This window comes from Streptomyces sp. SYP-A7185, from assembly GCF_046103685.1.
GTDB lineage: Bacteria > Actinomycetota > Actinomycetes > Streptomycetales > Streptomycetaceae > Streptomyces.
This window is the reverse complement of sequence record NZ_CP122310.1, coordinates 1877662-1900887: the sequence shown is the minus strand read 5'-3', so window position 1 is coordinate 1900887 and position 23226 is coordinate 1877662. Positions and strand designations below refer to the sequence as shown.

Here is a 23226-nt window from a genome sequence, read left to right as displayed (position 1 = left end):
GGTTTCAACGACCGGGCACCGGCCTTTGTTCAGGCTGTGGGGCATGGACACGAACACGGAAGCCCGCACCGGATCAGGCCACCGGGCCCCGATGCCGCAGACGCCGCCGGCCACCCCGGCGCCGACCGTACCGCCCGCATCCCGGGCCCTCGCCACCGAGGCGGTGCACGCCGGACGCGACGACCTCGCCGGACTCGGCCTGCACGCGGCCCCGATCGACCTGTCCACCACCTACCCCTCGTACGACACCCGTGGTGAGGCCGCGCGCATCGACGCCTTCGCCGCCGACGGCGTCCTGGACGACGGGCCGCCCGTCTACGCCCGCCTCGCGAACCCGACCGTGGCCCGCTTCGAGACCGCCCTGGCCCGGCTCGAAGGCACCGAGAGCGCGGTCGCGTTCGCCAGCGGCATGGCCGCGCTGACCGCGGTCCTCCTCGCGCGGACAGCGGCGGGCCTGCGCCATGTCGTCGCGGTCCGCCCGCTGTACGGCTGTAGCGACCACCTGCTCACGGCGGGGCTCCTGGGCTCCGAGGTGACCTGGGTCGACCCCGCGGGGATCGCCGACGCGATATGCCCCGACACGGGCCTGGTCCTCGTCGAGTCGCCGGCCAATCCGACGCTGGCCGAACTCGACCTGCGCGCGGTGGCGCACGCCTGCGGTACGGTGCCGCTCCTCGCCGACAACACCTTCGCGACGCCCGTGCTCCAGCGGCCGGTGGAGAGCGGGGCGCGCCTCGTGCTGCACAGCGCCACCAAGTACCTCGGCGGGCACGGGGACGTCCTGGGCGGAGTGGTCGCGTGCGACGAGGAGTTCGCGCGGCAGCTGCGGCAGATCAGGTTCGCCACCGGCGGGGTGCTGCATCCGCTCGCGGGCTATCTGCTGCTGCGCGGTCTGTCCACGCTGCCGGTACGGGTGCGTGCCGCCTCCGCGAACGCGGCGGAGCTTGCCGGGCGCCTGGCCGCGGACCCGCGCGTGGAGCGCGTGCACTATCCGAGGCTCGGCGGCGCCATGGTCGCCTTCGAGGTCGCCGGTGACCCGCACGAGGTGACCGCCGGGGTGCGGCTGATCACCCCGGCGGTCAGCCTCGGCAGCGTCGACACGCTCATCCAGCACCCGGCGTCCATCAGCCACCGTGTCGTGGACCCGGCGGACCGGCGGTCGTCGGGCGTGAGCGACAAGCTGCTGCGCCTCTCGGCTGGCCTTGAGGACGTCGAGGACCTGTGGCAGGACCTGGACCGCGCCCTCGGCCCCCGGCCGTCCGGCGCCGCCACGGGCGCCGGACGGACCGGGATCAGTGCCGCTCCGCCCGCCCCCGCGGCCGGTCGTACGGCAGCCGTGAACTCACCGGCGTCGCTTCCAGGCGCGCGGTGATGACCAGTGTGCCCTCCTCGATCTGGTAGTCGAGGGGCAGCCCGAGCCCGCGCATCGCGGCGACCATGCCGGTGTTGGACGCCTGCGTCACCGCGTACACGCTCTCGCAGCCGGCCTCGATCGCCAGGGTCACCAGGCGGCCGAGCAGTTCGCCGCCGATGCCCCGGCGCTGCCAGTCGTCCTCGACGAGCAGCGCGATCTCGGTCTCGTCGCCGTCCCACAGCAGGTGGCCGATGCCGACGATGCGCCCGGACGCGGTCTGCACCGCCAGGGTGCGGCCGAACCGCGGGCTGAGCAGGTGGTTGAGGTAGCGGTCGGCGTCCCGCACGGGCCCGTGGTAGCGCATGCCGAGGGTGCGCTGCGAGCAGCGTTCGTGCATGGCCTTGGCCGCCGCGACGTCGGAGGTGTCGGCCCGGCGCACGGTGATGGAGTTGCCCTCGGCGAGGGTCAGTACGTCCTTGCTGCGGGGGATGCGCGGGCCCAGCCGGGTGTCCAGCTCGACCAGGGCACGCGCGCGGGCGAACTCGGTGGGCGTGAACGGCAGGTACGGCCGCTCCACGGTGATCACTTCGCCCTCCGGGGCGCGCAGCCGCAGCACCGTCCCCTCGCCTTCGAGCGCGCCCTCGACGGGTGCGCCGTCGGCCGGCGCGTCCGTCCGCGGTCCGGACGCGCCCGGCGCCTTCGCGGGCAGCGACCTGATCGTGCAGCGGCCCAGCAACTGGCGCAGGGCGAGCGGGAGTTCCGCGGCGTCCAGGGCGGTGCGGGTGGCGAGGCCGAGGATGCGGGTGGGGGCGTCCACCAGGTCGTGGGCGTCCGCGCGCTCGATCCAGGTGCCCGAGCCGCCCGCGTGCGCGACACCCCGGGTGATCTCGGCCGCGGGCAGGTCGGCGGGGGCGCGCAGCAGGAACTCGTCGACGGTGCCTTCGGCCAGCGGGTGCGCCTGGAGGCTCAGGATGTCGACCCTGCCGTGCGCCAGGGCCGTGCACAGGGCTGCGAGCGACCCCGGCTCGTCCCGCACGGTGGTGCGCATCCGCCACAGCGCGGTCGCCCCCGCGGACGTCTCGGTGGCGAGGGCCCCGGCCTGCTCCATGGCCGTCAGGGGCGCCATGGAGGGCACGGACGTCCCGGGCCCGGTCCGCCGCCCGGTGGCGTGCGGCCGGGCGCCGGTATCGTCCGCCGTCGGGGGCGCGTGGTTGTGGCGGCGTGCCCACCATGTGTGGAACCCGACCGTGGCGAGCAGCGCCACGGCCGAGACCACGAGCAGGGTGGGGCCGTCGGGGCCGTGCCCGATCATGTTCGCCACCGCGTCCGCCACGGCCACTGCCGTGAAGAGGGCGGCGAGCTCCACCAGATCCCGCCGCCAGTGGTGCACGGGACGGCCGTGTTTGGTTCGTGTCACATCAGACATGTCAGCACTCATGCAGTCACTGTGGATGAAGGGTGTTGCGTGATCGCGAACGTTTTGTGACTGACGAGTTAAGATGCCTTCTGTCCGTTTAGTTCATTTTTGGTCTTTCCCGATGTCCGGGCGTGATCTCCCGGTGTGCGTTCGGGGCCGAAATCACTGCTGTCCCACGCGTCCCGGCTGGAGGACCTTCGTGAACAGCACTCCGCCGCCCTCCTGACGCAGCCGTACGGTCAGCTCCCCGCTGCCGCCGTCGATGTCGACCTCGCCGAAGTACTGGGGGGTCTCGGCCGGCGAGGTGTTGGAGCGGTTCGGCGCCTTGATGAACCGCTGCTCGGCGCCGAAGGTCCCGTCGAGCTTGAGGGCCTGGAAGCCGCCCGCCGCCAGCGGCCCCGACACGAACTCCCAGAACGGCGCGAAGTCGCCGAACGCGGCGCGTGAGGGGTCGTAGTGCTGGGCCGAGGTGTAGTGCACGTCCGCGGTCAGCCACACCGTGCCGGTGATCTTGCGGTGCTTGATGTGCCGCAGCAGCTCGGCGATCTGCAACTCGCGGCCGAGCGGTGCGCCCGGGTCGCCCTGGGCGACCGCCTCGAAGTTCGTCGCCCCGTCGGGCACCACCAGGCCCAGCGGCATGTCGGAGGCGATGACCTTCCAGGTGGCGCGGGAGCGCGACAACTCGCGCTTGAGCCAGCGCAGTTGGCGGGCGCCCAGGATGCCGGTGGCGTCATCGGGCTGGCGGCCGGGCGAGTTGGCGTTGCGGTACGAGCGCATGTCCAGGACGAACACGTCCAGGAGCGGCCCGTGGCGCAGGACGCGGTACACCCGGCCGTCCTCGTCGCCGGGCGGGAGCGTCGAGACCGGGAAGTACTCGCTGAACGCGCGCAGGGACCGCCCGGCGAGCACGTCCACGTTCTTCTCGGTGTACCGGGGGTCGGTCAGGATCTGCCCCGGGTACCAGTTGTTGCGCACCTCGTGGTCGTCCCACTGCACGATGGAGGGCACCTGGGCGTTGAAGCGCCGCAGGTTCTCGTCGAGCAGGTTGTAGCGGAAGGCGCCGCGGAACTCCGCGAGCGACTCGGCGACCTTGGACTTCTCCTCCGTGGTCACGTTCCGCCACACCGTGCCGTCGGGCAGGGTGACGCTCGGCAGGATCGGCCCGTCGGCGTAGATGGTGTCGCCGCTGCACAGGAAGAAGTCCGGGTTCCTGCGGCGCATCTCGTCGAAGACGCGCCATCCGCCGCGGTCCGGGTTGATGCCCCACCCCTGGCCCGCGACGTCCCCCGACCACAGGAAACGCACGCCGTCCTTGCGCCCCTTCGGTGTCGTACGGAAGGTGCCGGTGACCGGCTCTCCGGTGCGTCTGGGGTCGTCCGGGTCGGCCAGGACCACGCGGTAGTGGATCTGCTCGCCCGCGGGCAGCCCGCGCAGCCGGGTCGTCCCCGTGAAGTCGGTGTCCGGGCCGAGGACCGGTCCTTTCCAGCGGGTGGGGTTGCGGAAGGACTCCGTGGCGGAGGTCTCCACGATCATGCGGGCCGGACGGTCGGAACGCACCCACACCAAACCCGCGTGCGACGTCACGTCACCGGCCTGCACGCCCCACTCGGCCCGCGGGCGTCCCGACCGGGCGAAGGCCGGAGCGGCTCCGGCCAGGGACGGCACGGCCAGCGCCGCCGGCACGGCGAGCGAGCCGCGCAGGACGCTGCGGCGGCGAGGGGACGGGCTCGGCTCGGGGTGTGACATGGATGCGCCTCCAGTGACGGGTCCGACCAGTGTGCAGGGCCACAACTAGTGGTGCGCGGCGGCGCACACACGAATCCCAAGTGAACAACTGCCCATGGGCACAAGGGAACCAGTGTGCGAACGCCTTGTCGCCCGGACCGTCGAGGCTCGGCCCCTGGGCGCAGGTCTTCAGACGTAGGCACCGGTCGCAGGTCCGAGGTCCGACGGCCGATGCCGCAAGATCGCAGCCTGGCTACGCTCGGCGGCACAGGCGCGCGGCCGGGCGCGCCGGTTCCGGAGGGGGAGCCCCATGCCTGTCAACGGTCAGAGTCACATCCGTATCGCCCGCCCGTCCCGCGACCTCGCGGCGGCGGAGCGCTTCTGGGTGTCGGGCCTCGGCCTGGACGTCGTGTGGCGTTCGCAGGGTGGTCACGCTCACGGCGAGCACGACTTGCTGATGGCCGGCTGGCCGGACGCCTCCTGGCACCTGGAACTCGTCCACGAGCCGGACGAGCCGGTTCAGCCCCGCCCCACGGAGGAGGACCTGCTCGTGGTCTACCTCGACGAACCGGTACCGGACGACCTGGTGGCCCGTCTTGAGGCGCACGGCGGCACGCGCGTCCCCTCGCCCAACCCGTACTGGAACGAGTGGGGCGTCACGGTCGAGGACCCGGACGGCTACCGCCTGGTGCTGTGCACGCGCGCGTGGTCCAACTCCTGACGCCGACGGGGCCGTCACGCGACGCGTGACGACCCCGCTGTTCCGGCAGGGGAAACGTGACCGCTCAGCCCGGAGCCGGCGCCGCGCTCCCGGCGTCCGTGGCCCCCGCCTCGCCGGGGCGCGCGATCTCCCCGGCGTCGGCGAGCCGGACGAGTTCGCTGAGCCACTGCGGTGCCGCGCCGCCGTCGATGACACCTTCCGCCGCGGACGGCGCTCCTGCTCCCGTGCCCGTCCCGGCACCCGCCGCGGCAGCCGCACCGGCGTCGACCGCGCCCGTACCGTCCGTGCCGCGCGGCCTTCCCTGGGGCGACGCCCCCGGAGCCGCGCCCGCGTCCTCCGCGATCGTGATGTGCACGTCCATGGCCGTTCCTCCCGCCTAGTTGAGGACCGCGTACCGGCCTTCGAAGTTCATCTGGGTGCTGCCGATGTTCTTCACCGTCAGCCAGTACGTGACCGTCGTGGACGAGGCGCGCTCGACCTCGGTCTCCCACTCGATCTGCGGGCTGCCCGTTTGGGGCGTCGTCGGCATGAAGTACCAGATGACGTGCCAGCCCTGCGGCCAGTTGAAGGTGAACCAGCGCCCGGTCTGCCCGGGGTTGAGTGTTCCGGTGAACTGTGTGCCTACTCGCATCGTCGTTTTCCTCTCACCAGCCGAGAACCGCGAACCGGGCCTCGAAGTCGACCGGGTCGGCCACGAGGTTGCTCACGTCGATCCAGTACGTCGCGTAGGTGTCGTTGGCCCGCTCGACGCGGACCTTCCAGCCGATCTGCGGGGCGCCGGTGCGCGGACTGGTCGGGACGACCGTCCACACCACGTGCCAGTGGGCGGGCCAGTTGAAGGTGAACCAGCGGCCGGTGCGGTGCCCGGCGAGGGTGCCCCGGAACTGGACGCCGACCCAGCTGCTCGTCTGCAGCGCGGCCGGGATGAGCTGGCGCAGATCGGGCCGCCTGCCGATGCGCTGCGTGGCCGGGCGGCCGGGTGCGTCCTGCTGCGGTGAGCCGGTGGCGCGCAGCAGCTGCCGGGACCGCGAGGGCGACAGCGGGATGCGCCCGGCGGCGCGCAGGGCGCCCTGGGTGCTCGCGAGGGCGCCCACGACGATCGGTGACGCGCTGGACGTACCGCTGAACTGGTCCGTGTACCAGGCGTCCTGATCGGCGCCCGCCTGAAGGTCGCCGTACCCGGTGGTGGTCACCTCGCGCCCCCAGCCCTGCGCGTCCACACAGGCCCCGTAGTTGGAGAAGTCGAGGCGGGAGCGGTCGGGTCCGTGCTGGCGGCCGTGGGTGCCCGGCGGCGGCGCCCCGGCGCCCACGATCACGGCACCGGCGTCCAGCGCGGTGCGCCGGAAGGGGTTGCGCCACCAGGACGGGAAGCCCGCCCTCGGCGTGTCGTAGTCGGCGTGGTCCAGGTCCTCCGCCCCGTTGCCCGCGGCCTCGACGACGGTGATGCCCTTGTTGACGGCGTAACGGATGGCCAGGTAGTCGTCGGGCCACCACTCCACGGCGATGTATCCCACCTGGCCCACGCCGGTCGCGTGCGGACCCGCGCGGTGGATCTCCAGAAGGATGATGTCGCCGGGGCCCAGGCGGTCCGCCGCGTTCCGGATCGCCGTGGCCGTGGGGAGGGAGAACGCGGACGCGCTGGTCACCGCGTCCGGGGCGATCCCCGTGATCCCGTACGTGTTGACGTCGCCGCCGATCTCGCCGAGCACCGCGGTGCCGTGATGGGTGTCGGTGCTGCCGGTGCCCGAGACGATGCCGCCCTGGTTGAGCCGCAGGTCCTCGTGCGTGAAGCGCCAGCCCCACTCGCAGTCGATCACCCGGACGCCGGCGCCGCGGCCGCCCGCCACGGTCCACGCGTACCGGGCGTCGACGCCGCCCGGGGCCGCGTCGAGATAGCCCTGCCGGGCGGTGAAGTCCGGGGTCACGGGCGGTGCGTCGGTGCCCGTGGGCAGCATCGTGTTGAGCGGCGGGTACTCCGCCTCGTCGCCCTTCTTCCGCGTCTTGCCCTCCGGCTTGTTCTCCGTGGGGACGGTGGCGGCGGGCTTGACGTAGGCGCCCTCCACGGCGTCCGACGCGCGGAGCCGCTCGGCCAGCTCCTCCAACCGGTCCTCCGGGGCGTCGACGTGGAAGAAGAGCGCCATCCGGTCGAGCAGCTCCGGTGAGGTGTCCTCGGCCCCGGCCGGTCGGGCGGGCGCGCCCGCCTGGGCGCGCAGCCTCTCCCGGTCCGTGCCGAAGAGGGGCCTGATGGTGACGTCCTCCAGGGACGCCACGGCGTCCAGACCGCTCACGGAGATGTCCGCCGCGGCGGTCGCGCCGGTCGAGGTGATCTGTACCCCGGCGTCGGCGCGCGTGACGCACACCAGCTCAGGGCGTCCGAAGAGTGGTCCGAATTCTGGCGCCGGGCGGCTGTTCCCCCGGCTGTTCCCCGCACCTGATCGCTGTGGCACAGCTGACTCCTTCACCACGTTACGGAAGGTCCGCCGGTGGTTTCACATAGGCGGCCTCGACTGCCGGGTGGCCGCGCAGGGCCGTGGCGACGGCCTCGGCGTCCGTGCCGGCGGGGACGGCGACCCGGTGCCATCCGATGAGCGCCGGGTCGTCGGTGCCGGGGTGCAACGGCTCCGCCGTGACGTCGAACCGCCGCTCCAAAAACCCCCGGACGTCCGGAAGACCGGCGGGGCCCGCAGCCGTGGGACCGGCTGTCGCAGGGCCCGCCGTCGCGGGACGCGGTGCGGTACGGAGCTGGAGGATGACTTCGGCGTCGGTCATGGATCTGCCCCCGGACACTCCGGTGACCGCGTCCGAGCGGCTCGCTCGCGGTCACCGGGCCCGCCCGACCCTAGGGAAGCCCTGTCACCGGATCGTCGCAGCCGGCGTCACCGGTCCCGGGAGCCGGCCGTTTCGCCGAGCAGCCGCACGCCCTCGGCGATCCGGGCGGGCGTGAGATGGGCGTAGCCGAGCACCAGCCCTACCCCGGGCCCCGCCGCCGATGCGTAGTCGCTCAGCGGGCGGACCGCCACTCCGGCCGCGGCGGCTCGCCGCAGGAAGTCCTCCTGCGGCCCCAGGTGCGCGGGCAGCCGGGCGATGACGTGCAGACCGGCGGCGATGCCGGTCACCTCCGTACCGGGAAAGTGCTCGTCGAGGGCCGCGACGAGCGCGTCCCGCCGCTCGCGGTAGGCGCGCTGGCAGCGGCGCAACTGGCGGTCGTAGTCGCCGCGTTCGACGAACCGCGCGAGGAGTGCCTGGTCGAGCGCCGGATTGCCCAGGTCCATCATGCGCTTGCGGGCGACCACCTCGTCGGTCATCGCCGACGGCACCAGCAGCCAGCCGAGCCGCAGCCCCGGAGCGAGGGACTTGCTGACCGAGCCGGTGTACGCCACGTGCTCGGGGTCGAGTCCCTGGAGCGCGCCCACCGGGGCGCGGTCGTAGCGGAAGTCGCCGTCGTAGTCGTCCTCGACGACCACTCCGTCCACGTCCCGGGCCCAGTCCAGGAGTTCGGCGCGCCGCCGCGCCGAGTAGCCGATGCCCAGCGGGAACTGATGGGCGGGCGTGGTGACGACCGCCCGCAGGCCGCGCTCCCTCAGTGCGCCGGTGAGGACGCCCTCGTCGTCGAGGGGCACCGGCACCGTGGCGACGTCCGCCGAGGCGAACAGCTCGCCGTGCTGCGGGCTTCCGGGGTCCTCGACGCCGACGGCGCGCACCCCGCGCGCGTGCAGGACGAAACCGAGCAGCGCCATGGCCTGCGCGACGCCGGAACAGACGACGACGGACTCGGGATCCGCGACCACGCCCCGGCGGCGTACGAGCAGCTCGGCGAGGGCGGTCCGCAGCCGGGGCAGGCCCCGCGGGTCCGGGTAGCCGAGGACGTGGTGGGGGAGTTCGGCCAGGACGCCCCGGTGCGCGGCGGCCCACGCGGCGCGCGGGAACAGGGACAGGTCGGGGGTCCCCGCGATGAAGTCCACGCGCGCGTGGACGGGGCGCGGCGCCAGATCGCGGGCCCCTGCCGGCGCCTTCCGTGCCGCGCCGCCCACCCAGGTCCCCGCCCCGCGGTCGCTGCGCAGATAGCCCTCGGCCGTCAGCTGCTCGTACGCCTCCGTGATGAGCCCGCGCGAGACGCCCAGGTCGGCGGCGAGTTCACGGCTCGACGGCAGCCGTGTCCCCGGCGCGAGGCGGCCGGACCTGACGGCCTCGCGCAGCGCGGAGCGGAGGCTGCGGCCACGGCTGCGGGCGGGGGCGGACGCGGCCGGGACCAGCAGCTCCCAGGCGGCGGTCCCGGGAGCCCGGCCCGAACCTGATGTCACCGGGATGCGCCTCCTGAGCGTGTGCCTGATCGTGCGGGGGAGAGGGACCGGCGGGCCGGGTGCGTGAAGTGGTCCCCGAACCGGCCCCGGAAGTGGACCTTAAACCGGGCCGCGTCCGTTCCTAACGTCAGGGACATGAACGCCGACCTCACGCGCGGATCCCTCCTCGCCGCCTTCGCCTGCCTCCTCGTCGGAGGCTCCTTCACCGCCAACAGCCTTCTCGGCGACTACCCGTACGCGGGCGGCCAGTTCCTCCGGTACGGCCTGGCCTGCCTGCTGCTCCTGCCGCTGCTCGGGCGCGGCGGGCTTGCTCCGCTCGGCCGCCTGACGCGGCGCCAGTGGGCGCGGCTCGCGGTCCTCGCCGCGGTCGGCATGGTCGGGTTCAACCTGGCGATCCTCGCCGCCGAACGCACGGCGGAACCCGCCGTGCCGGGTGTCTTCGTGGGATGCGCCCCGGTCGTCGTGGCGGTCCTCGTGCCGCTCCTGGAGGGCCGCAGGCCGCAACGCGCGGTCATGTACGGGGCGTTGACCGTGGCCGCCGGGGCGTTCACCGTGCAGGGGTGGGGGCGTACGGACGTGTCCGGCATCCTCTTCTCGGTGGGCGCGCTCGCGGGCGAGGTCGGCTTCGCGGTCGTCGCCGTGCCCGTGTTGCGGCCGCTGGGCCCGAAGCTGCTCTCCGCGACGGTGTGCGGGATCGCCGCCGTGGAGTCCGCCGTGATCGGTGCCGCCGTCGACGGCGGGCAGTGGCTGCGGATGCCCGGCGCCACCGAGGCGGCGGCCCTGCTGTGGCAGGCGGCGATCGTCACCGTCATCGGGTTCGTCTGCTGGTACTCGGGCATCCAGCGCATCGGCGCCGAGCGGGCCACGCTCTTCTCCGGTCTGATCCCGGTGGCGGCTGCCTGCACCGCCCCCTTGGTCGGCACCGGTGCCTACGGCCTCCCGCAGGCCGTGGGCAGCGCGCTCGTCGGCGCCGGGGTGGCCCTGGGCTCCGGCGTGCTACGCGGCAGGCGCGCGGCGGCAGGTGTCGAGGACGACGCGGGCGACGAGCGCCGGGTCGTCGTTCATCGGGACGTGACCGCAGCCGGGCAGGCGCACCAGCCGGGCGTCGGGGACGGCGTGCTTGGCCCGCACGCCCTGGCGCCGGAGCAGGATCCGGTCGCGCGAGCCCCACGCGACGGTGACCGCGAGCCCGGGCAGGTCGTCGCCGAAGCGCACGTCACGCCCGGCGGCGAGGGTCTGCTCGAACCCCTTGGCGTCGCGCAGCGCGAGCGTCTCGGCGACCACGGCCTCGGGTGAACGGCGCCCGGGGCGGGCGTAGATGGTGCTGGTGAGTGCCGCGCGCCCGGCCGAGCTGCGGGCGAGCCGTTCGATGACCGGCAGCGGAAGGAGCCGTGCCCCGTGCCGCATCGCGAGCAGGGTGTTGAACGCGTACCGCCGCTCCCCGGGCGTCCAGAAGCCCGCGGGGGACAGCGCGGTGACCGAGCGCACGAGCTTCTCCCGGCCGAGTTCCAGGGCGAGCAGTCCGCCCAGGGAGTTGCCCGCCACGTGCGGCCGCTCGATCTCCAGGGCCTCGCACAGCCCGCCGAGCACGGCCACCACCGTGGCGACGTCGTACGGGAACCCTTCGGGCAGGGCGGGGGACTCCCCGAAGCCCGGCAGGTCCACGGCTATCACGTCGTACTCGGCGGCCAGGATGCCGAACACCGGGTCCCACGCCTGGCGGTGGTGCCCGATGCCGTGCAGCAGGAGCAGCGGTTCGCCCTCGCCCGCGCGCTCGTACGCGACGGACAGCGTGCGCGGGCCGCCGGGTGATTCGACGCTGAAGGACACCTCTGCGGCCATTGCTGCTCCAGTCCCCGTCGCCCTGCGACGGTCCTCAGACACCTTAGACACGTTGTCAGCAACAATTACCGCTCAGTAGCCTCCAGTTCAAGAGGGTGGGCGGGCCGGCTTCCCCGCCGGTGTGGGGCGCGCCGCACCCGATGTGCCTGGACACCAGGTGGCGCGTCGGCTGGGATGGAGAGGTGGCGACCGACACCCTGACCGACGTCTTCGAAGAGCACCGGCCCGTCCTGATGGGTGTGGCCTACCGCATGCTCGGCCGGGTGGCCGACGCGGAGGACGTCGTCCAGGAGTCCTGGCTGCGCTGGTCGGCGGCCGACCGGTCGTCGGTGCGCGAACCGCGCGCCTATCTGGTGCGCGTCACCACCCGGCTCGCCATCGACCGGCTGCGCCACGTGCAGTCGCGGCGCGAGTCCTACGTGGGCCAGTGGCTGCCCGAACCCCTGGTCACGGATTACGGGCCGACCGTGCCCGACACCGCCGAGCGTGCCGTGCTCGCCGACTCCGTGTCCCTGGCCGTCCTGGTCGTCCTGGAGTCCCTCTCGCCCCTGGAGCGCGCGGTGTTCGTGCTGCGCGAGGCCTTCGGATTCCCGTTCTCCGAGATCGCCCTCACGCTGGACCGCGGTGAGCCCGCCGTCCGGCAGCTCGCGGCGCGCGCCCGCAAGCACGTCGAGGAGAAGAGGCCGCGTTACGCGGTGGACCCCGGCGAGCGCCGGGACCTGACCGAGCGGTTCCTCGCCGCGGCGGCCGACGGCGACCTGGACGGCCTGATGTCCCTGCTCGCCCCGGACGTGCGCCTCGTCGGCGACGGCGGCGGCAAGGCCAAGGCCCCGCTGCGCGTCATCGAATCGGCCGACAAGGTGGGCCGCTTCCTCGGCGGCGCCGCCCGCAAGGGCGTCCCAGAAGGGGCGGAGCTGGAAGCCAGGTTCCTGGAGATCAACGGCGCGCCGTCCCTCTTCTTCCTGGCCGACGGCAAGCCGCACTCCCTCTTCCAACTGGACGTCGCCGACGGGCGGATCACGGCCGTCTACATCATCCGCAACCCGGACAAGCTGGTCACACTCGCCTCCTAGACCACGGACGAACGGACCCCCGCCCCACAAGGCGGGGGTCCTGTCTTGTTCGCGACGTGTGCGTGACCTGGTGCCAACAACGCGTGAATGCTCTGTGGCATCGTCCCTGTGCGGGCTGTAACGGATCGAGGATTGGTCTTGACCAAGGGTGGGTGCCGCTCTATCGTCGCAGAGATAGTGCAAGGACCTTTAATAAACAAGGCGCTGAAAAGCCGCCGGCACTCGGCGATTGCGGAGGACAGGGTGGGGACCACGCAGCTGGAAACGGCGCCGGAGCCGAAGTACTGGCACCTCAAGACCGTGCTCAGCGAGGCACTCGACTCCGAGTTCGCCGTCGGCGAGATCCTGCCCAACGAACGTGACCTGGCGGCCCGCTTCGGCGTCGCCCGCGCCACGCTCCGGCAGGCACTCGAACAACTGGAGCTGGAAGGCAGGCTGCAACGCCGCCGCGGGGTCGGCACGACCGTCGCCCCACCGCGGGTGGGCGTGGCCGTCGGATCCGCACAAGGCACCTGGCCGGGCGAGGTCGGCGACGCCTGGCAGCCGGCCGACTGCGCCCCGGCGGTCCCGCCCGCCGAGGTGGCCCGCATGCTGGAGGCCGACCCGGACGAGCAACTGCACGTCGTGCGGCGTACCCGCGTCTCGCACGGCCAGCCCGTAGCGGCCGAACTGCTCTACGTCCCCGTGTCCTCCGTCGCGGAGCTCTCCGGGATCGACGCCCCGTCCGGACCGGCACGCGCGCGTGCCGTGCTGCGCGAGCTGCACCGCCTCGGCCTCGAAGGACAGGACCGCGCCGTCGAGCTCGGCTCGGCCCGCGCGGACGACGCCAAGGCGCTCGACCGGCTCCCCGGAGCCCCGGTCCTCGTCGTGACGACCCGCTTCTTCGCCGAGGGACGCACCGCGGCGGTGTCCGTGGCGACGTACCGCGCGGACACCTGCCGCCTCACGTTCGGCGACGCGGGCGGCGTCGAGATCCACCACGGCCCGGAGCGCCAGGCCTCCTGACGGCGGCTTCCCGCCGCTCGCAAACACCCGCGCACCGCCCGCCCGGGCCTCCGACACGGAGGTCCGGGCGGGCGTCGTGCGTCGCTCAGCGCCGCGCCGTGACCGTTCCCTCGACCGCGAACAGCTGCTCCTCGACGTGGTCGAGGGCCAGCCGCAGGGCGCCCGTCGAGATGGCGGCCTGGCCGAGCACCGACAGGGCGACCCGGGGCGGCCGCAGGCAGTAGCGGGCCAACTCGCGGCGCAGCGGCTCCAGCACGCCGTCCAGACCCGCGGCCCAGCCGCCCACGACGACCAGCTCGGGGTCCAGGGCGAGCACGAGGGCCGCCACGTCGTGCACCAGGCGCTGGATGAACCGCTCGACGGCCTGCGACGCCCGCTCGTCGCCCTCGCGCGCGTGGGCGAACACCTCCGCCACCGCCTGCTCGTCCAGTGGGTGCAGCGGCTCGTCGGTGGTCGACAGGAGCGTCTCCGGGGTCACGTCACGGCCCAGCAGATGCAGGGCGCCGATCTCCCCGGCGGCGCCGCCGTACCCCCGGTGCAGGCGTCCGCCGATCAGGGCCCCGGCTCCCGGGCTGAGTCCCGCGAGGACCATCACCACGTCGTCGGAGTCGGTCGCGGCGCCCTTCCAGTGCTCGGCCACGGCCGCCGTGTTCGCGTCGTTCTCCACCAGGACCGGGCACCTGAAGGAGCGGCGCAGGCGCTCGCCCAGGGCCAGTCCCGTCCACTCGGGCAGCGCGGTGCCGAGCCGGACCGTGCCGTCCGCCTCCACGATGCCGGGGCTGCCGACGCCGACCGCGCGCAGCGAGCTGCGGGCGATCCCGCCGCGGCGCAGCAAATCGGCGACCGTCGTGCGCAGCCGCTCGATGCGCTCGTCCGCCGATGCCGTCTCGTCCACGTCCTTGGCGGCCGTGCCGAGGACCCGGCCGTCCAGGTCCGAGAGGATGGCGGCGACCCGGTGCGGACCGATCTCCAGGCCGAGCAGATGCCCCGCCTCGGCGCGGAAGCGGAACCTCCGCGCGGGCCGTCCCTGGCGTCTGGCCGCGCCCTCCTCGGCGGCGGTCTCCACCACGAGCCCGGCCTCGATGAGCCCTTCGACCACGCCCTCGACGGTCGGTCGCGAAAGGCCCGTCACCCGGGTGACCTCGGTGAGTGTCGCGAAGTCCGCCCCACGCAGCGCGTGCAGCACCACCGCGGAGTTGATCCGCCGCAGCAGAGAGGGATCCCCGCCGGTCAGCCGCCCCAACGTCCGTCCTCCCAGCTCGTGCGCATGATGGGCGGATCGTACTCGCCGGGGCCCACCGCTGCGAGTGCCGGGCCCACCTGTGACGCAGAGTGCCGATCGGCCGTCGTGTTCACCCCGGGGCCACGAAACCGGATTCGTACGCGGCGATGACCGCCTGCGTCCGGTCACGGGCCCCCAGCTTCGCGAGGACCGAGCTCACGTGCGACTTCACGGTCTCGGCGCCGACGGTCAGCTCCGCCGCGACCTCCGCGTTCGACAGACCGCGCGCCATCAGGCGCAGCACGTCCGCCTCGCGGTCGGTCAGCGCGGCCCGCTCCAGGGCGTCCCTGGCCGCCGCGTTGCCGGGCCGCTGCCCGTACTCCCCGGCCAGCTGCCGCACCGCCGCGGGGAACAGGAGCGACTCGCCCTCCGCGACCAGGCGGACAGCGTTCACGATCTCCGCGGGGCGGGCGCGCTTCAGGAGGAAGCCGTCGGCGCCCGCGCGCAGCGCCTCGTACACGTACTCGTCGTTCTCGAAGGTCGTCACGACGAGGATCTTCGGCGGGTCCTGCACGGTGCGCAGGACCGCGCGGGTGGCCTCGATGCCGTCCAGGAGCGGCATGCGGACATCCATGGCGACCACGTCGGGCCGCAACCGCCGCACGAGCGGAATCACCGCGGCGCCGTCGGCCGCCTCGCCGACCACCTCGATGTCGGGCTGCGCCTCCAGGACGGCGCGCAGGCCCGCGCGGACGAGGGGCTCGTCGTCGACGAGCAGGACGGTGACCGGCATCCGGCCAGCGTAGATCACCCGAGGGGCAGTTGGACGTGCACCTGCCACTCGCCGTCCCGCGGGCCCGTGGTCGCCCGGCCACCCAGCAGCGTGGCCCGCTCCCGGATGCCGCGCAGCCCGCTGCCGCCGCGCCCGGTGACCTCGCCGCCCGTGGGCAGCGCGTTGCGCACGTCGATCTCCAGGGCCCTCTCGTCGACCGCGAGCCGCACCTGTACCGGCACCGGTCCGGAGTGGCGCAGGACGTTCGTCAGGGCCTCCTGGAGCATGCGGTAGGCCTCACGGGACACCGGCCCCGGCAGCCGCTCCAAGGGGCCCGTCACGTCGGTGTCGACCTTGGCGCCCGACGCCCGCGCGGAGTCCAGGAGTTGGCTCGCCTCGGCGAGCGTGGGGCGCCGGCTCGCGGGCCGACCGTCCTCGCGCAGCACGCGCAGGACCCGCTCCAGATCCTCCAGGGCCGCCCGGCCCGTCTCCTCGATCGCGCCCAGCGCCCGGTCGGTGAAGGCGGGGTCGCCCGCGGCCCGCGCGGCGCCCGCCTGGACGACGGCGACGGTCAGCGCGTGCCCGATGGAGTCGTGCAGTTCGCGGGCGATGCGGTTGCGTTCCAGGAGCTGCTCGGTGCGCTCCTCCAGGGCGGCCAGACGCTCCTTGGGGGAGGGGCCGAGCAACTGCCGGGCGGCCGACGTCATCAGCCGGCCCGCGACCACCATCAGCCCCAGGAGCAGCAGCACCGGGACCGGTACGAGCAGCGCGTTCGCCGGATGCGGCCCCGGCACCGGCAGCAGCAGTCCCGGCTCCTCGTCGCGCTGCGACGACGCCGCCCCCACCAGGGCCAGCGCGGTGCCCAGACACTGGACCGTCACGAAGGCCGCAGCGCAGCCGGCCTCCAGACGCAGCACCAGCCACACCGCCGTCCTGCCCCGGTCGTTCCAGGAGGCGGAAGGCGCGACGGAGACGCCGGGGTCCTCGTCGCCGCCCGGCACGCGCGCGTGCTGCCCCGGAAACAGCATCAGCCGGGCCTGGAGCCCTTCCGCCCGGCGCGCGGACGGCAGCAGCGCGGCCGCCGCCACCAGCGGGACCGGCTGGACGGCGATCCATACCCACTCGGCGAACCCCGGGTCACTGAGCCCGGGGGAGATGAACGCGAGCATCAGGGGAACGGCCGCTCCCATGAGCAGATGCAGCCAGCGCGTGTAGGTCACCGCGCGGGCGAGCGGCCTGAGGAAGCGGGACATCACGCCATCGTGCCAGCAGGCCCGGCCGCGCGGCTCCCCCGCGAGGGGGAGAGGCGGCCCCCGGGCGGGGGAAGACCCACCGCCCCGGTGCCCGCGAGGCTGTGCCCATGACCAGCATCGACGTCCAAGACCTCACCAAGGAGTTCGGCACCACCCGCGCGGTGGACGGCCTGACGTTCACCGTCCGCCCGGGGAAGGTCACCGGGTTCCTCGGGCCCAACGGCGCCGGGAAGTCCACCACCATGCGGCTCGTCCTCGGCCTCGACCGGCCCACGTCGGGAACGGCCACCGTGGACGGCCGCCCCTATGCGGACATCGACGAACCCCTGCACCACGTGGGAGCCCTCCTCGACGCCCAGGCGGCGCACGGATCGCGTACGGCCCGCAACCACCTCCTCGCCCTCGCCGCCGCCAACCGCATCCCCGCGCGGCGCGTCGGGGAAGTCCTCGAAGAGGCCGGGCTCGCCTCCGTGGCGGGGCGCAGGATCAAGACGTTCTCCCTCGGCATGCGCCAGCGCCTGGGCATCGCGGCGGCGCTCCTCGGCGACCCGCGCGTCGTCATGCTGGACGAACCGTCCAACGGCCTCGACCCCGAGGGCATCATCTGGATCCGTGAACTCCTGCGGCGCCTCGCCCGGGAGGGCCGCACGGTGCTCGTCTCCAGCCACCTCATGAACGAGACGGCCACCTTCGCCGACCACCTGGTGGTCCTCGGCCGGGGCAAGCTCCTCGCGGACACCTCGATGCCGGACTTCATCGCCGCGCACAGCAGCCCGCGGGTGCGCCTGCGCACACCGGAGGGCGACCGGCTGCGCGGCCTCCTGACGGACAAGGGGTACGCCATGACGGCCGGGGACGACGGCCGCTGGACGGTGGAGGGCGCCAAGGCCGAGGAGATCGGGTCCCTCGCCGCCGGTCACGGCATTCCCCTGCTGGAACTCTCCGACGAGCGGGCCTCCTTGGAGCAGGCCTACCTCGCCCTCACGGCCGGCGCCACCGAGTTCGCCGCCGCCCCCTCGACGCCCCGCCAGGAGGCCTGACCATGTCGACGACCGCCGTGCTCCACTCGGAGTGGATCAAGATCAAGTCGGTGCGCGCCAGCTTCGGTTCGCTCGTCGCCGTGTTCGCGGCCACCGTCGCCGTCACCGTGCTCGCGTTCGCCACGGTCGGCACCGCGGAGGCGGACAACCCCGGCCACGAGCCGCTCTTCGGCGCCTTCTACGCGCTCAACTTCGGCCAGATCGCCGCCATCAGCTTCGGCACGACGGCGATGTCCTGCGAGCATCTGAACGGCGCGCTGCGGATCTCGCTCTCCGCCGTGCCGCGCAGAGGGCTCTTCTACGGGGCCAAGGTCGCCGTGGTGGGGGCCCTGGCCCTCGGCGTGGGCGTCCTCACCAGCTTCGCCGGCTTCCTGACCGGCCAGGCCTTCCTGGGGGATCACGCCATCGGCCTCGGCCATGACGGCGCCCTGCGGGCCTGCTTCGGCGGGGGCGTCTACCTCGCGCTGATGGCCTTGCTCGCCGCGGGGCTGACCATGCTGCTGCGCAGCGGGGTGGCCGTCCTGAGCATCCTGATCCCGTTCACGCTGATCGTGTCCTTCGTGGTCGGCGACATGGCGAGCGGTGTCGCCCAGTTCCTGCCGGACCAGGCAGGACAGCAGGTGCTCCACGAGAACCCGGCGGGAACCCTGGGCCCCTGGACGGGACTTGCCGTCACGGCGGCCTGGGCGGCCGCCGCGCTGCTCGCGGGCTGGTGGGCGGTGCGGCGCAGGGACGCGTGAGGCGGGTTGTCCGGATGGTGACGCCGGGGGCACGGCCGCGGGCCGGTTGTCAGTGGCGGCCGCTTTACTGGGTGTCATGAGTACCGCAGAGCATCTCGCCGCGATCGACCTGCTGCGCTCACGGGAGTTCCCCGCGGAGCACGGCAGGTCGCCGTACGGCGTCGGTGGTCCCGGCTATCACATCGCGGAGTTACTGACGAGCGGTGACTTCTGGGAGGACGACGGCACGGAGTGGGAGACGACCTCCGATCAGTACGACGCCGAGCGCGACGGCCTGACGGTCCTCCTCGCCGAGCGCTGGGGAGAGCCCCAGAAGTTCAGCCTGGCGAGCGTGTTCGAGCGGGCGCAGGGCGATGACTTCGCGGATGAGCGCGAGGACGGGGACGAGCACGGGGGCGAGGACATACCGGAGCCGTGGAGCTCGCTGAGCTCCTCGGTGCCGGACCTTCACCTGTGGCGGGTCGAGGGGCGGTGGATCGCGCTCGGCGTCTCCCAGTGGGACACGGAGCTGCCGTTCCAACTGCTGGCCGTCGTCACGGAGATAGACCCGCCCTAGCGGACGCCTCCACGGCATGGCCGTCGACGGCATGGATGCGCAGAGGACGGCCGCAGTGCGGATCGACGGAGCCGCGTTCCACGCGCAGGCCGAGCTTGTTCATGACCCGCTCCGACGCGTGATTGCCCACCTGGACGACGCTGATGATCCGCTCCAGGCCGCGGTCGCTGAGACCGAAGTCCAGGGCGGCCCGCGCCGCCTCGGTGGCCAGGCCCTGCCCCCAGAAGGAGCGTCCGAGCCGCCAGCCGATCTCCACCGCGGGCAGCACCTCGGGAAGATAGTGCGGCACCGACAGACCGGTGAAACCGGCGAGTTCACCGGTGGCGCGCACCTCCACGGCGAAGAGCCCGAACCCCTCGGTCCGCCATTCGTGCTCCCACATCGCCATGACGGACCGCGTCCACTCCTCTTCCGCGTGGACGGAACCGTCGCCGATCCAGCGCATCACCTCGGGGTCGGCGTGGATGGCGGTCATGGGGGCGACGTCCGCCTCGCGCCAGCGGCGCAGCACCAGGCGGGGCGTCCGGACCACCGTCATCGCGGGCCCGTCCCGGGGGCGAGGCCGAGCTCGTCGCCGGCGCGGGGCGCGAAGTGGCGGGCCACCTCCGCTTCGGTCACCTGCGCGAGTTCGGCGGGGGACCAGTGCGGGGTGCGGTCCTTGTCGACGACCTGGGCGCGGATGCCCTCGACCATGTCCGATGCAAAGATCGCGGTGGCCGAGACGCGGTACTCCTGGTCCAGGACCTGCTCCAGGGAGGCCAGCTCACGGGCGCGGCGCAGGGCGGCGAGGGTGACCTTCAGGGAGGTCGGGGACTTGGCGAGCAGGGTCTCGGCCGCCTCCTTCGCCGCGCGGTCGCCGTAGGCGTACAGCCGGTCGACGATCTCCTCCACGGAGTCGGCGGAGTAGCAGGCGTCGATCCACTCGCGCCGGTCGGCGAGTACGCCCTCGGGCGCGGCGGTGGCGTACTCGGCGACGACCTCGCTCACTTCGCGGTCGGCCAGGGCGGCCGTGAACTCCGCCAGCCGCTCCGACGGGACGTGGTGGTCGGCGAGACCGCACAGGAGGGCGTCGCCCGCGCCCACCGCCGATCCGGTCAGCGCGAGGTGGGTGCCGAGTTCACCGGGCGTCCGCGTCAGCAGGTATGTGCCGCCGACGTCCGGCACGAAGCCGATCCCGGTCTCCGGCATGGCGATCCGGGAGCGCTCGGTGACGACCCGCACGCTGCCGTGCGCCGACACGCCGACCCCGCCGCCCATCACGATGCCGTCCATGACGGCGACGTACGGCTTCGGGAAGCGGGCGATGCGGGCGTTGAGCCGGTACTCGTCCCGCCAGAAGGCCACGGACGCGGCGCCGCCGCCGGCGCGGATGTCGTCGTGGATGGACCGGATGTCGCCCCCGGCGCACAGCCCCCGCTCACCGGCCCCGGTGAGCACGACCGTGGCGACGGCGTCGTCCCGCTCCCAGGCGCCGAGCGCGTCGTCCATCAGCCGGACCATGGCGTGGTTGAGGGCGTTGATGGCACGGGGCCGGTTGAGCACGATGTGCCCCGCGCGGCCGTCGGTGCGCAGGAGAACGGGAGCGTCGGCGGAGTCGGCTGTGGACATGGGGCGGGTGGCTCCTTCGAAGACGGTGATGCGCTCGTCGGGCACGTGGCGCCCGAGCCCGCACGGATCGAATCTACGGCGTGGGACCGGTGGGCGGCGGCGGGGGCCCCGCGGACGGGTCAGGGGGCGTGGAAGGCGACCTCCGGGTTGGCCTCCGAGGGACCGTCCAGCAACGGCCGGTGCCGGCCCTCGAGGTGCCGGTCGAAGAAGGCGGTGACATACGACGTGGTGATCTGCCCCGAGCGCTCTCCGGAGAGCGGGGCCGTCGGATCGGTCCGGCCGAGCTGCCCGCCGAGGACCGGCAGGTCGGTGAAGGTGAGGTGCCCGGAGTCCGCGACGGTGAGCCAGCGCTTCCAGCCGTCGAGACGGTGCCACTGACGCGGCCACGAGGCGTCCTCGGCCCGGGGGTTGTGCCCCTTGCGGGTGCCGAGCATGAACACGGGGCGGCCGGTGCCGGCGGCCGGGACCGGGGCGAAGAAGGTGCCGTCCAGATTGCCGGCGGCCCGGATCCGGGGGTCGGTGCCGGCGGCCACCGCCGCCGCGTTCCCGCCGAGCGAGTGGCCCGCGGCGCCGATCCGCCGGGTGTCGACGAGCGCCGCGTAGTCGGGGCGGCGCCCCTCACCGGACCGGGAACGCCCGGTCAGCTCGTCCACCACGAACGAGATGTCCGCCGCCCGGTTCCGCGCGGCCTTGGCGAGCATCCGCCTTTCCCCGGCGTCACCGCCGGGCGCCTGCTCGACCTTCTCGCACGCGACGCAGGTGCGGATCGATGAGGCGTCCTCCGCACTCGCCTCACCCTTCGCGCTCGGCTTGCCCGGATCGCTCGGGAAGCGTGTGCCGAAGGACTCGTAGGCGTGGTCCACCAGGGCGACGACGTAACCATGGGAGGCCAGGGACTCCGCGAGGGTGCTGAGGGTGGCGCGGTGCAGGGTGAAGCCAGGGGAGAGGACGACGAGCGGGTGCTTGCCCGCCGCGGGGTCGGCGGCGGTACGGGCGTTCGTACGGACGGAGGTCAGCTGCTCGGCGTCGTACAGCGTGTCCAGCTTCAGCCCCTTCAGGAGCGCTTTCGCCTCCTCCGCCCCGAGGTACGGGGCACGGTCGCCGGTGTTGTCGCCGTCGCCGTGCCGGGTGGGGTAGAAGACGGACACCATCAGCTCCCGGGCCCCGGCCGAGGGCACCCACGGGTCACGGCGGGCGTCGTCCACCAGGTGAAGGGTGTCCCGCCCGACGCCGTAGGACCCGGTGGGGCGCGGAAGGGAGAGCGCGGTCTCCGTCGCCGAAGGGGAGGCGCGGCGCGCCGGTGCCGGGCCGTCGTTCTCGGCGCAGGCCGCGACGGTCGGGGTGAGGAGGGAGAGGGCCAGCAGGGCGGTGACGGCGTTGCGCCGGGTGCGGATTGTGTTCATGCCCAGGAGACTAGGAAGCGCGCGAGCCGCCCGGCACCGACGAAGGTGCGGAGCAACCCTCTACTTTCGTCAGGGGTTTCGGGCCTCGGCCCGGGCCAGAGGCACCCGCCGTGCCCCGTGCCCCGTGACCCGTGCCCCATGCCCTGTGCCCCGAGCCCGAACCGCACCTGGCGCCGCCCGCCGGTCCCGGCCTCAGGCCCCCGGCTCCTCCCCCTGAAACGCCCCCAGAATCCGCTCGGCCGCCATCGTCGCCGTCAACGTGCCCTCCCGCACCCGCTGTTCGAGGTCGGGTGCCAGGTCCCGGACCGCGGCGTGCCCCCGCAGCCGGTCGAGGAGTTCGTCGCGCACCATCGTCCACGTCCAGTCGACCTGCTGGTCGCGCCGCTTGGCGGCGAGGCGGCCCGTGGAGTCCAGAAGCGTGCGGTGCTGTTCCAGGCGGTCCCAGACCTCGTCGAGGCCGCTGGACTCCCGCGCGCTGCAACTGAGCACCGGCGGCGTCCACGCGGCGTCCGCGGGGTGCATGAGCCTCAGGGCGCCCGCCAGTTCACGCGCCGCCGAGCGCGCGTCCCGTTCGTGCGGGCCGTCCGCCTTGTTGATGGCCAGGACGTCCGCCAGTTCGAGGACGCCCTTCTTGATGCCCTGGAGCTGGTCGCCGGTGCGGGCGAGGCTGAGCAGCAGGAACGAGTCGACCATGTTCGCGACCGCCGTCTCCGACTGGCCCACGCCCACCGTCTCCACGAGGACCACGTCGTGGCCCGCCGCCTCCATCACCACGATCGACTCGCGCGTCGCCTTCGCGACCCCGCCGAGCGTCCCGGCGGTGGGCGAGGGACGTACGAACGCGGCCGGATCCACCGCGAGGCGCTCCATCCGCGTCTTGTCGCCGAGGATCGAACCGCCCGTCCGGGTCGACGACGGGTCGACGGCGAGCACCGCGACCCGGTGGCCCAGACCGGTCAGCATCGTGCCGAGCGCGTCGATGAACGTCGACTTGCCGACACCGGGCACCCCGCTGATGCCGATCCGCCGCGCCCGGCCGCTGTGCGGGAGCAGCTGGGTCAGCAACTCCTGCGCCAGGGCCCGGTGCTGCGGCCGGGTCGACTCGACGAGCGTGATGGCGCGCGCGATCTGCGCCCGCTTCCCGTCGAGCACGCCCTTGACGTACGCGTCGATGTCGATCCGCGGCGCCGCCAT

The 23226-nt window shown here is 73.6% G+C and carries 22 protein-coding genes and 1 pseudogene; 8 read left to right on the top strand and 15 right to left on the bottom strand.

The window, feature by feature from the left end; genetic code table 11:
• Positions 1 to 43 precede the first annotated feature (43 nt).
• The gene (locus tag QBL25_RS08140) at positions 44 to 1372 is read left to right on the top strand and encodes a trans-sulfuration enzyme family protein (RefSeq protein ID WP_409056345.1); all 1329 of its coding nucleotides are present in this window, start codon (positions 44 to 46) and stop codon (positions 1370 to 1372) included.
• On the opposite strand, the gene QBL25_RS08135 is transcribed toward QBL25_RS08140, so the two are convergent.
• A complete protein-coding gene (locus tag QBL25_RS08135; protein WP_409056344.1) occupies positions 1293 to 2780 on the bottom strand; it encodes a GNAT family N-acetyltransferase in 1488 nt (495 codons plus the stop codon). The two genes, QBL25_RS08140 and QBL25_RS08135, sit on opposite strands and share 80 nt — an antisense overlap.
• A 153-nt stretch (positions 2781 to 2933) precedes the next feature.
• On the bottom strand, positions 2934 to 4517 hold the full coding sequence (locus QBL25_RS08130; RefSeq protein ID WP_409056343.1) for an alkaline phosphatase D family protein: 1584 nt from the start codon (positions 4515 to 4517) through the stop codon (positions 2934 to 2936).
• Between the two features lie 289 nt (positions 4518 to 4806).
• On the opposite strand from QBL25_RS08130, the gene QBL25_RS08125 reads away from it, so the two are divergent.
• Positions 4807 to 5217 carry a VOC family protein gene (locus QBL25_RS08125; protein WP_409056342.1) on the top strand — a complete coding sequence of 137 codons (411 nt, stop codon included), beginning with the start codon at positions 4807 to 4809 and terminating at the stop codon, positions 5215 to 5217.
• Between the two features lie 64 nt (positions 5218 to 5281).
• Here the strand turns inward: QBL25_RS08125 and QBL25_RS08120 are convergent, their stop codons facing one another.
• The 5 genes from QBL25_RS08120 to QBL25_RS08100 form a co-directional block, all read right to left on the bottom strand.
• Positions 5282 to 5578 carry a hypothetical protein gene (locus QBL25_RS08120; RefSeq protein WP_409056341.1) on the bottom strand — a complete coding sequence of 99 codons (297 nt, stop codon included), beginning with the start codon at positions 5576 to 5578 and terminating at the stop codon, positions 5282 to 5284.
• A gap of 15 nt (positions 5579 to 5593) precedes the next feature.
• A complete protein-coding gene (locus QBL25_RS08115) occupies positions 5594 to 5848 on the bottom strand; it encodes a hypothetical protein (RefSeq protein WP_361840816.1) in 255 nt (84 codons plus the stop codon).
• Between the two features lie 13 nt (positions 5849 to 5861).
• A complete protein-coding gene (locus QBL25_RS08110; RefSeq protein ID WP_409056340.1) occupies positions 5862 to 7577 on the bottom strand; it encodes a S8 family peptidase in 1716 nt (571 codons plus the stop codon).
• Between the two features lie 106 nt (positions 7578 to 7683).
• Positions 7684 to 7986, bottom strand: a complete 303-nt coding sequence (locus QBL25_RS08105) for a hypothetical protein (RefSeq protein WP_409056339.1) — start codon at positions 7984 to 7986, stop codon at positions 7684 to 7686.
• A gap of 107 nt (positions 7987 to 8093) precedes the next feature.
• Positions 8094 to 9518: a PLP-dependent aminotransferase family protein gene (locus tag QBL25_RS08100; RefSeq protein WP_409056338.1), complete on the bottom strand. Its 1425-nt coding sequence runs from the start codon at positions 9516 to 9518 to the stop codon at positions 8094 to 8096.
• Positions 9519 to 9653: 135 nt separating this feature from the next.
• On the opposite strand from QBL25_RS08100, the pseudogene QBL25_RS08095 reads away from it, so the two are divergent.
• Positions 9654 to 10442: pseudogene (locus QBL25_RS08095) on the top strand (EamA family transporter); the annotation flags it as partial.
• Positions 10443 to 10514: 72 nt separating this feature from the next.
• Here QBL25_RS08095 and QBL25_RS08090 read toward each other — a convergent pair.
• A complete protein-coding gene (locus tag QBL25_RS08090; RefSeq protein WP_409056337.1) occupies positions 10515 to 11360 on the bottom strand; it encodes an alpha/beta fold hydrolase in 846 nt (281 codons plus the stop codon).
• Between the two features lie 182 nt (positions 11361 to 11542).
• On the opposite strand from QBL25_RS08090, the gene sigJ reads away from it, so the two are divergent.
• Both sigJ and QBL25_RS08080 read left to right on the top strand, forming a co-directional pair.
• Positions 11543 to 12433 carry an RNA polymerase sigma factor SigJ gene (gene sigJ / locus QBL25_RS08085; RefSeq protein WP_409056336.1) on the top strand — a complete coding sequence of 297 codons (891 nt, stop codon included), beginning with the start codon at positions 11543 to 11545 and terminating at the stop codon, positions 12431 to 12433.
• A gap of 243 nt (positions 12434 to 12676) precedes the next feature.
• Positions 12677 to 13438 (top strand): GntR family transcriptional regulator, encoded by a 762-nt coding sequence (locus tag QBL25_RS08080; RefSeq protein ID WP_409056335.1) that lies wholly within the window; start codon positions 12677 to 12679, stop codon positions 13436 to 13438.
• A gap of 85 nt (positions 13439 to 13523) precedes the next feature.
• Here QBL25_RS08080 and QBL25_RS08075 read toward each other — a convergent pair whose 3' ends face one another.
• The 3 genes from QBL25_RS08075 to QBL25_RS08065 form a co-directional block, all read right to left on the bottom strand.
• On the bottom strand, positions 13524 to 14681 hold the full coding sequence (locus QBL25_RS08075; protein ID WP_409056334.1) for an ROK family transcriptional regulator: 1158 nt from the start codon (positions 14679 to 14681) through the stop codon (positions 13524 to 13526).
• A 109-nt stretch (positions 14682 to 14790) separates the two neighbouring features.
• Complete coding sequence (locus QBL25_RS08070) at positions 14791 to 15453, bottom strand: response regulator (RefSeq protein ID WP_409056333.1); 663 nt, start codon at positions 15451 to 15453, stop codon at positions 14791 to 14793.
• 14 nt (positions 15454 to 15467) lie between these two features.
• Positions 15468 to 16685 carry a sensor histidine kinase gene (locus QBL25_RS08065; protein WP_409056332.1) on the bottom strand — a complete coding sequence of 406 codons (1218 nt, stop codon included), beginning with the start codon at positions 16683 to 16685 and terminating at the stop codon, positions 15468 to 15470.
• Between the two features lie 107 nt (positions 16686 to 16792).
• Between QBL25_RS08065 and QBL25_RS08060 the strand changes: the two genes are divergently transcribed.
• From QBL25_RS08060 to QBL25_RS08050, 3 genes are all read left to right on the top strand, one after another.
• Complete coding sequence (locus QBL25_RS08060; RefSeq protein ID WP_409056331.1) at positions 16793 to 17725, top strand: ATP-binding cassette domain-containing protein; 933 nt, start codon at positions 16793 to 16795, stop codon at positions 17723 to 17725.
• Between the two features lie 2 nt (positions 17726 to 17727).
• Positions 17728 to 18465, top strand: a complete 738-nt coding sequence (locus tag QBL25_RS08055; RefSeq protein WP_409056330.1) for an ABC transporter permease — start codon at positions 17728 to 17730, stop codon at positions 18463 to 18465.
• A gap of 76 nt (positions 18466 to 18541) precedes the next feature.
• Positions 18542 to 19021: a hypothetical protein gene (locus QBL25_RS08050; RefSeq protein WP_409056329.1), complete on the top strand. Its 480-nt coding sequence runs from the start codon at positions 18542 to 18544 to the stop codon at positions 19019 to 19021.
• Here the strand turns inward: QBL25_RS08050 and QBL25_RS08045 are convergent.
• The 4 genes from QBL25_RS08045 to meaB form a co-directional block, all read right to left on the bottom strand.
• Positions 18999 to 19559 (bottom strand): GNAT family N-acetyltransferase, encoded by a 561-nt coding sequence (locus QBL25_RS08045; RefSeq protein WP_409056328.1) that lies wholly within the window; start codon positions 19557 to 19559, stop codon positions 18999 to 19001. The two genes, QBL25_RS08050 and QBL25_RS08045, sit on opposite strands and share 23 nt — an antisense overlap.
• Positions 19556 to 20629, bottom strand: coding sequence for an enoyl-CoA hydratase/isomerase family protein (locus tag QBL25_RS08040; protein WP_409056327.1), 1074 nt, complete (start codon positions 20627 to 20629; stop codon positions 19556 to 19558). The genes QBL25_RS08045 and QBL25_RS08040 overlap by 4 nt, the downstream gene beginning before the upstream one ends.
• A 119-nt stretch (positions 20630 to 20748) precedes the next feature.
• Positions 20749 to 22032: an alpha/beta hydrolase family protein gene (locus QBL25_RS08035; protein WP_409056326.1), complete on the bottom strand. Its 1284-nt coding sequence runs from the start codon at positions 22030 to 22032 to the stop codon at positions 20749 to 20751.
• A 192-nt stretch (positions 22033 to 22224) separates the two neighbouring features.
• Positions 22225 to 23226, bottom strand: a complete 1002-nt coding sequence (meaB, locus tag QBL25_RS08030) for a methylmalonyl Co-A mutase-associated GTPase MeaB (RefSeq protein WP_409056325.1) — start codon at positions 23224 to 23226, stop codon at positions 22225 to 22227.

Bases quoted from the DNA above. Each gene is read 5' to 3' on its own strand.
- QBL25_RS08140 (WP_409056345.1), top strand. From the start codon at position 44: ATGGACACGAACACGGAAGCCCGCACCGGATCAGGCCACCGGGCCCCG.
- QBL25_RS08135 (WP_409056344.1), bottom strand. From the start codon at position 2,780: ATGTCTGATGTGACACGAACCAAACACGGCCGTCCCGTGCACCACTGG.
- QBL25_RS08130 (WP_409056343.1), bottom strand. From the start codon at position 4,517: ATGTCACACCCCGAGCCGAGCCCGTCCCCTCGCCGCCGCAGCGTCCTG.
- QBL25_RS08125 (WP_409056342.1), top strand. From the start codon at position 4,807: ATGCCTGTCAACGGTCAGAGTCACATCCGTATCGCCCGCCCGTCCCGC.
- QBL25_RS08120 (WP_409056341.1), bottom strand. From the start codon at position 5,578: ATGGACGTGCACATCACGATCGCGGAGGACGCGGGCGCGGCTCCGGGG.
- QBL25_RS08115 (WP_361840816.1), bottom strand. From the start codon at position 5,848: ATGCGAGTAGGCACACAGTTCACCGGAACACTCAACCCCGGGCAGACC.
- QBL25_RS08105 (WP_409056339.1), bottom strand. From the start codon at position 7,986: ATGACCGACGCCGAAGTCATCCTCCAGCTCCGTACCGCACCGCGTCCC.
- QBL25_RS08090 (WP_409056337.1), bottom strand. From the start codon at position 11,360: ATGGCCGCAGAGGTGTCCTTCAGCGTCGAATCACCCGGCGGCCCGCGC.
- QBL25_RS08070 (WP_409056333.1), bottom strand. From the start codon at position 15,453: ATGCCGGTCACCGTCCTGCTCGTCGACGACGAGCCCCTCGTCCGCGCG.
- QBL25_RS08065 (WP_409056332.1), bottom strand. From the start codon at position 16,685: ATGTCCCGCTTCCTCAGGCCGCTCGCCCGCGCGGTGACCTACACGCGC.
- QBL25_RS08060 (WP_409056331.1), top strand. From the start codon at position 16,793: ATGACCAGCATCGACGTCCAAGACCTCACCAAGGAGTTCGGCACCACC.
- QBL25_RS08055 (WP_409056330.1), top strand. From the start codon at position 17,728: ATGTCGACGACCGCCGTGCTCCACTCGGAGTGGATCAAGATCAAGTCG.
- QBL25_RS08050 (WP_409056329.1), top strand. From the start codon at position 18,542: ATGAGTACCGCAGAGCATCTCGCCGCGATCGACCTGCTGCGCTCACGG.
- QBL25_RS08045 (WP_409056328.1), bottom strand. From the start codon at position 19,559: ATGACGGTGGTCCGGACGCCCCGCCTGGTGCTGCGCCGCTGGCGCGAG.
- QBL25_RS08040 (WP_409056327.1), bottom strand. From the start codon at position 20,629: ATGTCCACAGCCGACTCCGCCGACGCTCCCGTTCTCCTGCGCACCGAC.
- QBL25_RS08035 (WP_409056326.1), bottom strand. From the start codon at position 22,032: ATGAACACAATCCGCACCCGGCGCAACGCCGTCACCGCCCTGCTGGCC.
- meaB (WP_409056325.1), bottom strand. From the start codon at position 23,226: ATGGCGGCGCCGCGGATCGACATCGACGCGTACGTCAAGGGCGTGCTC.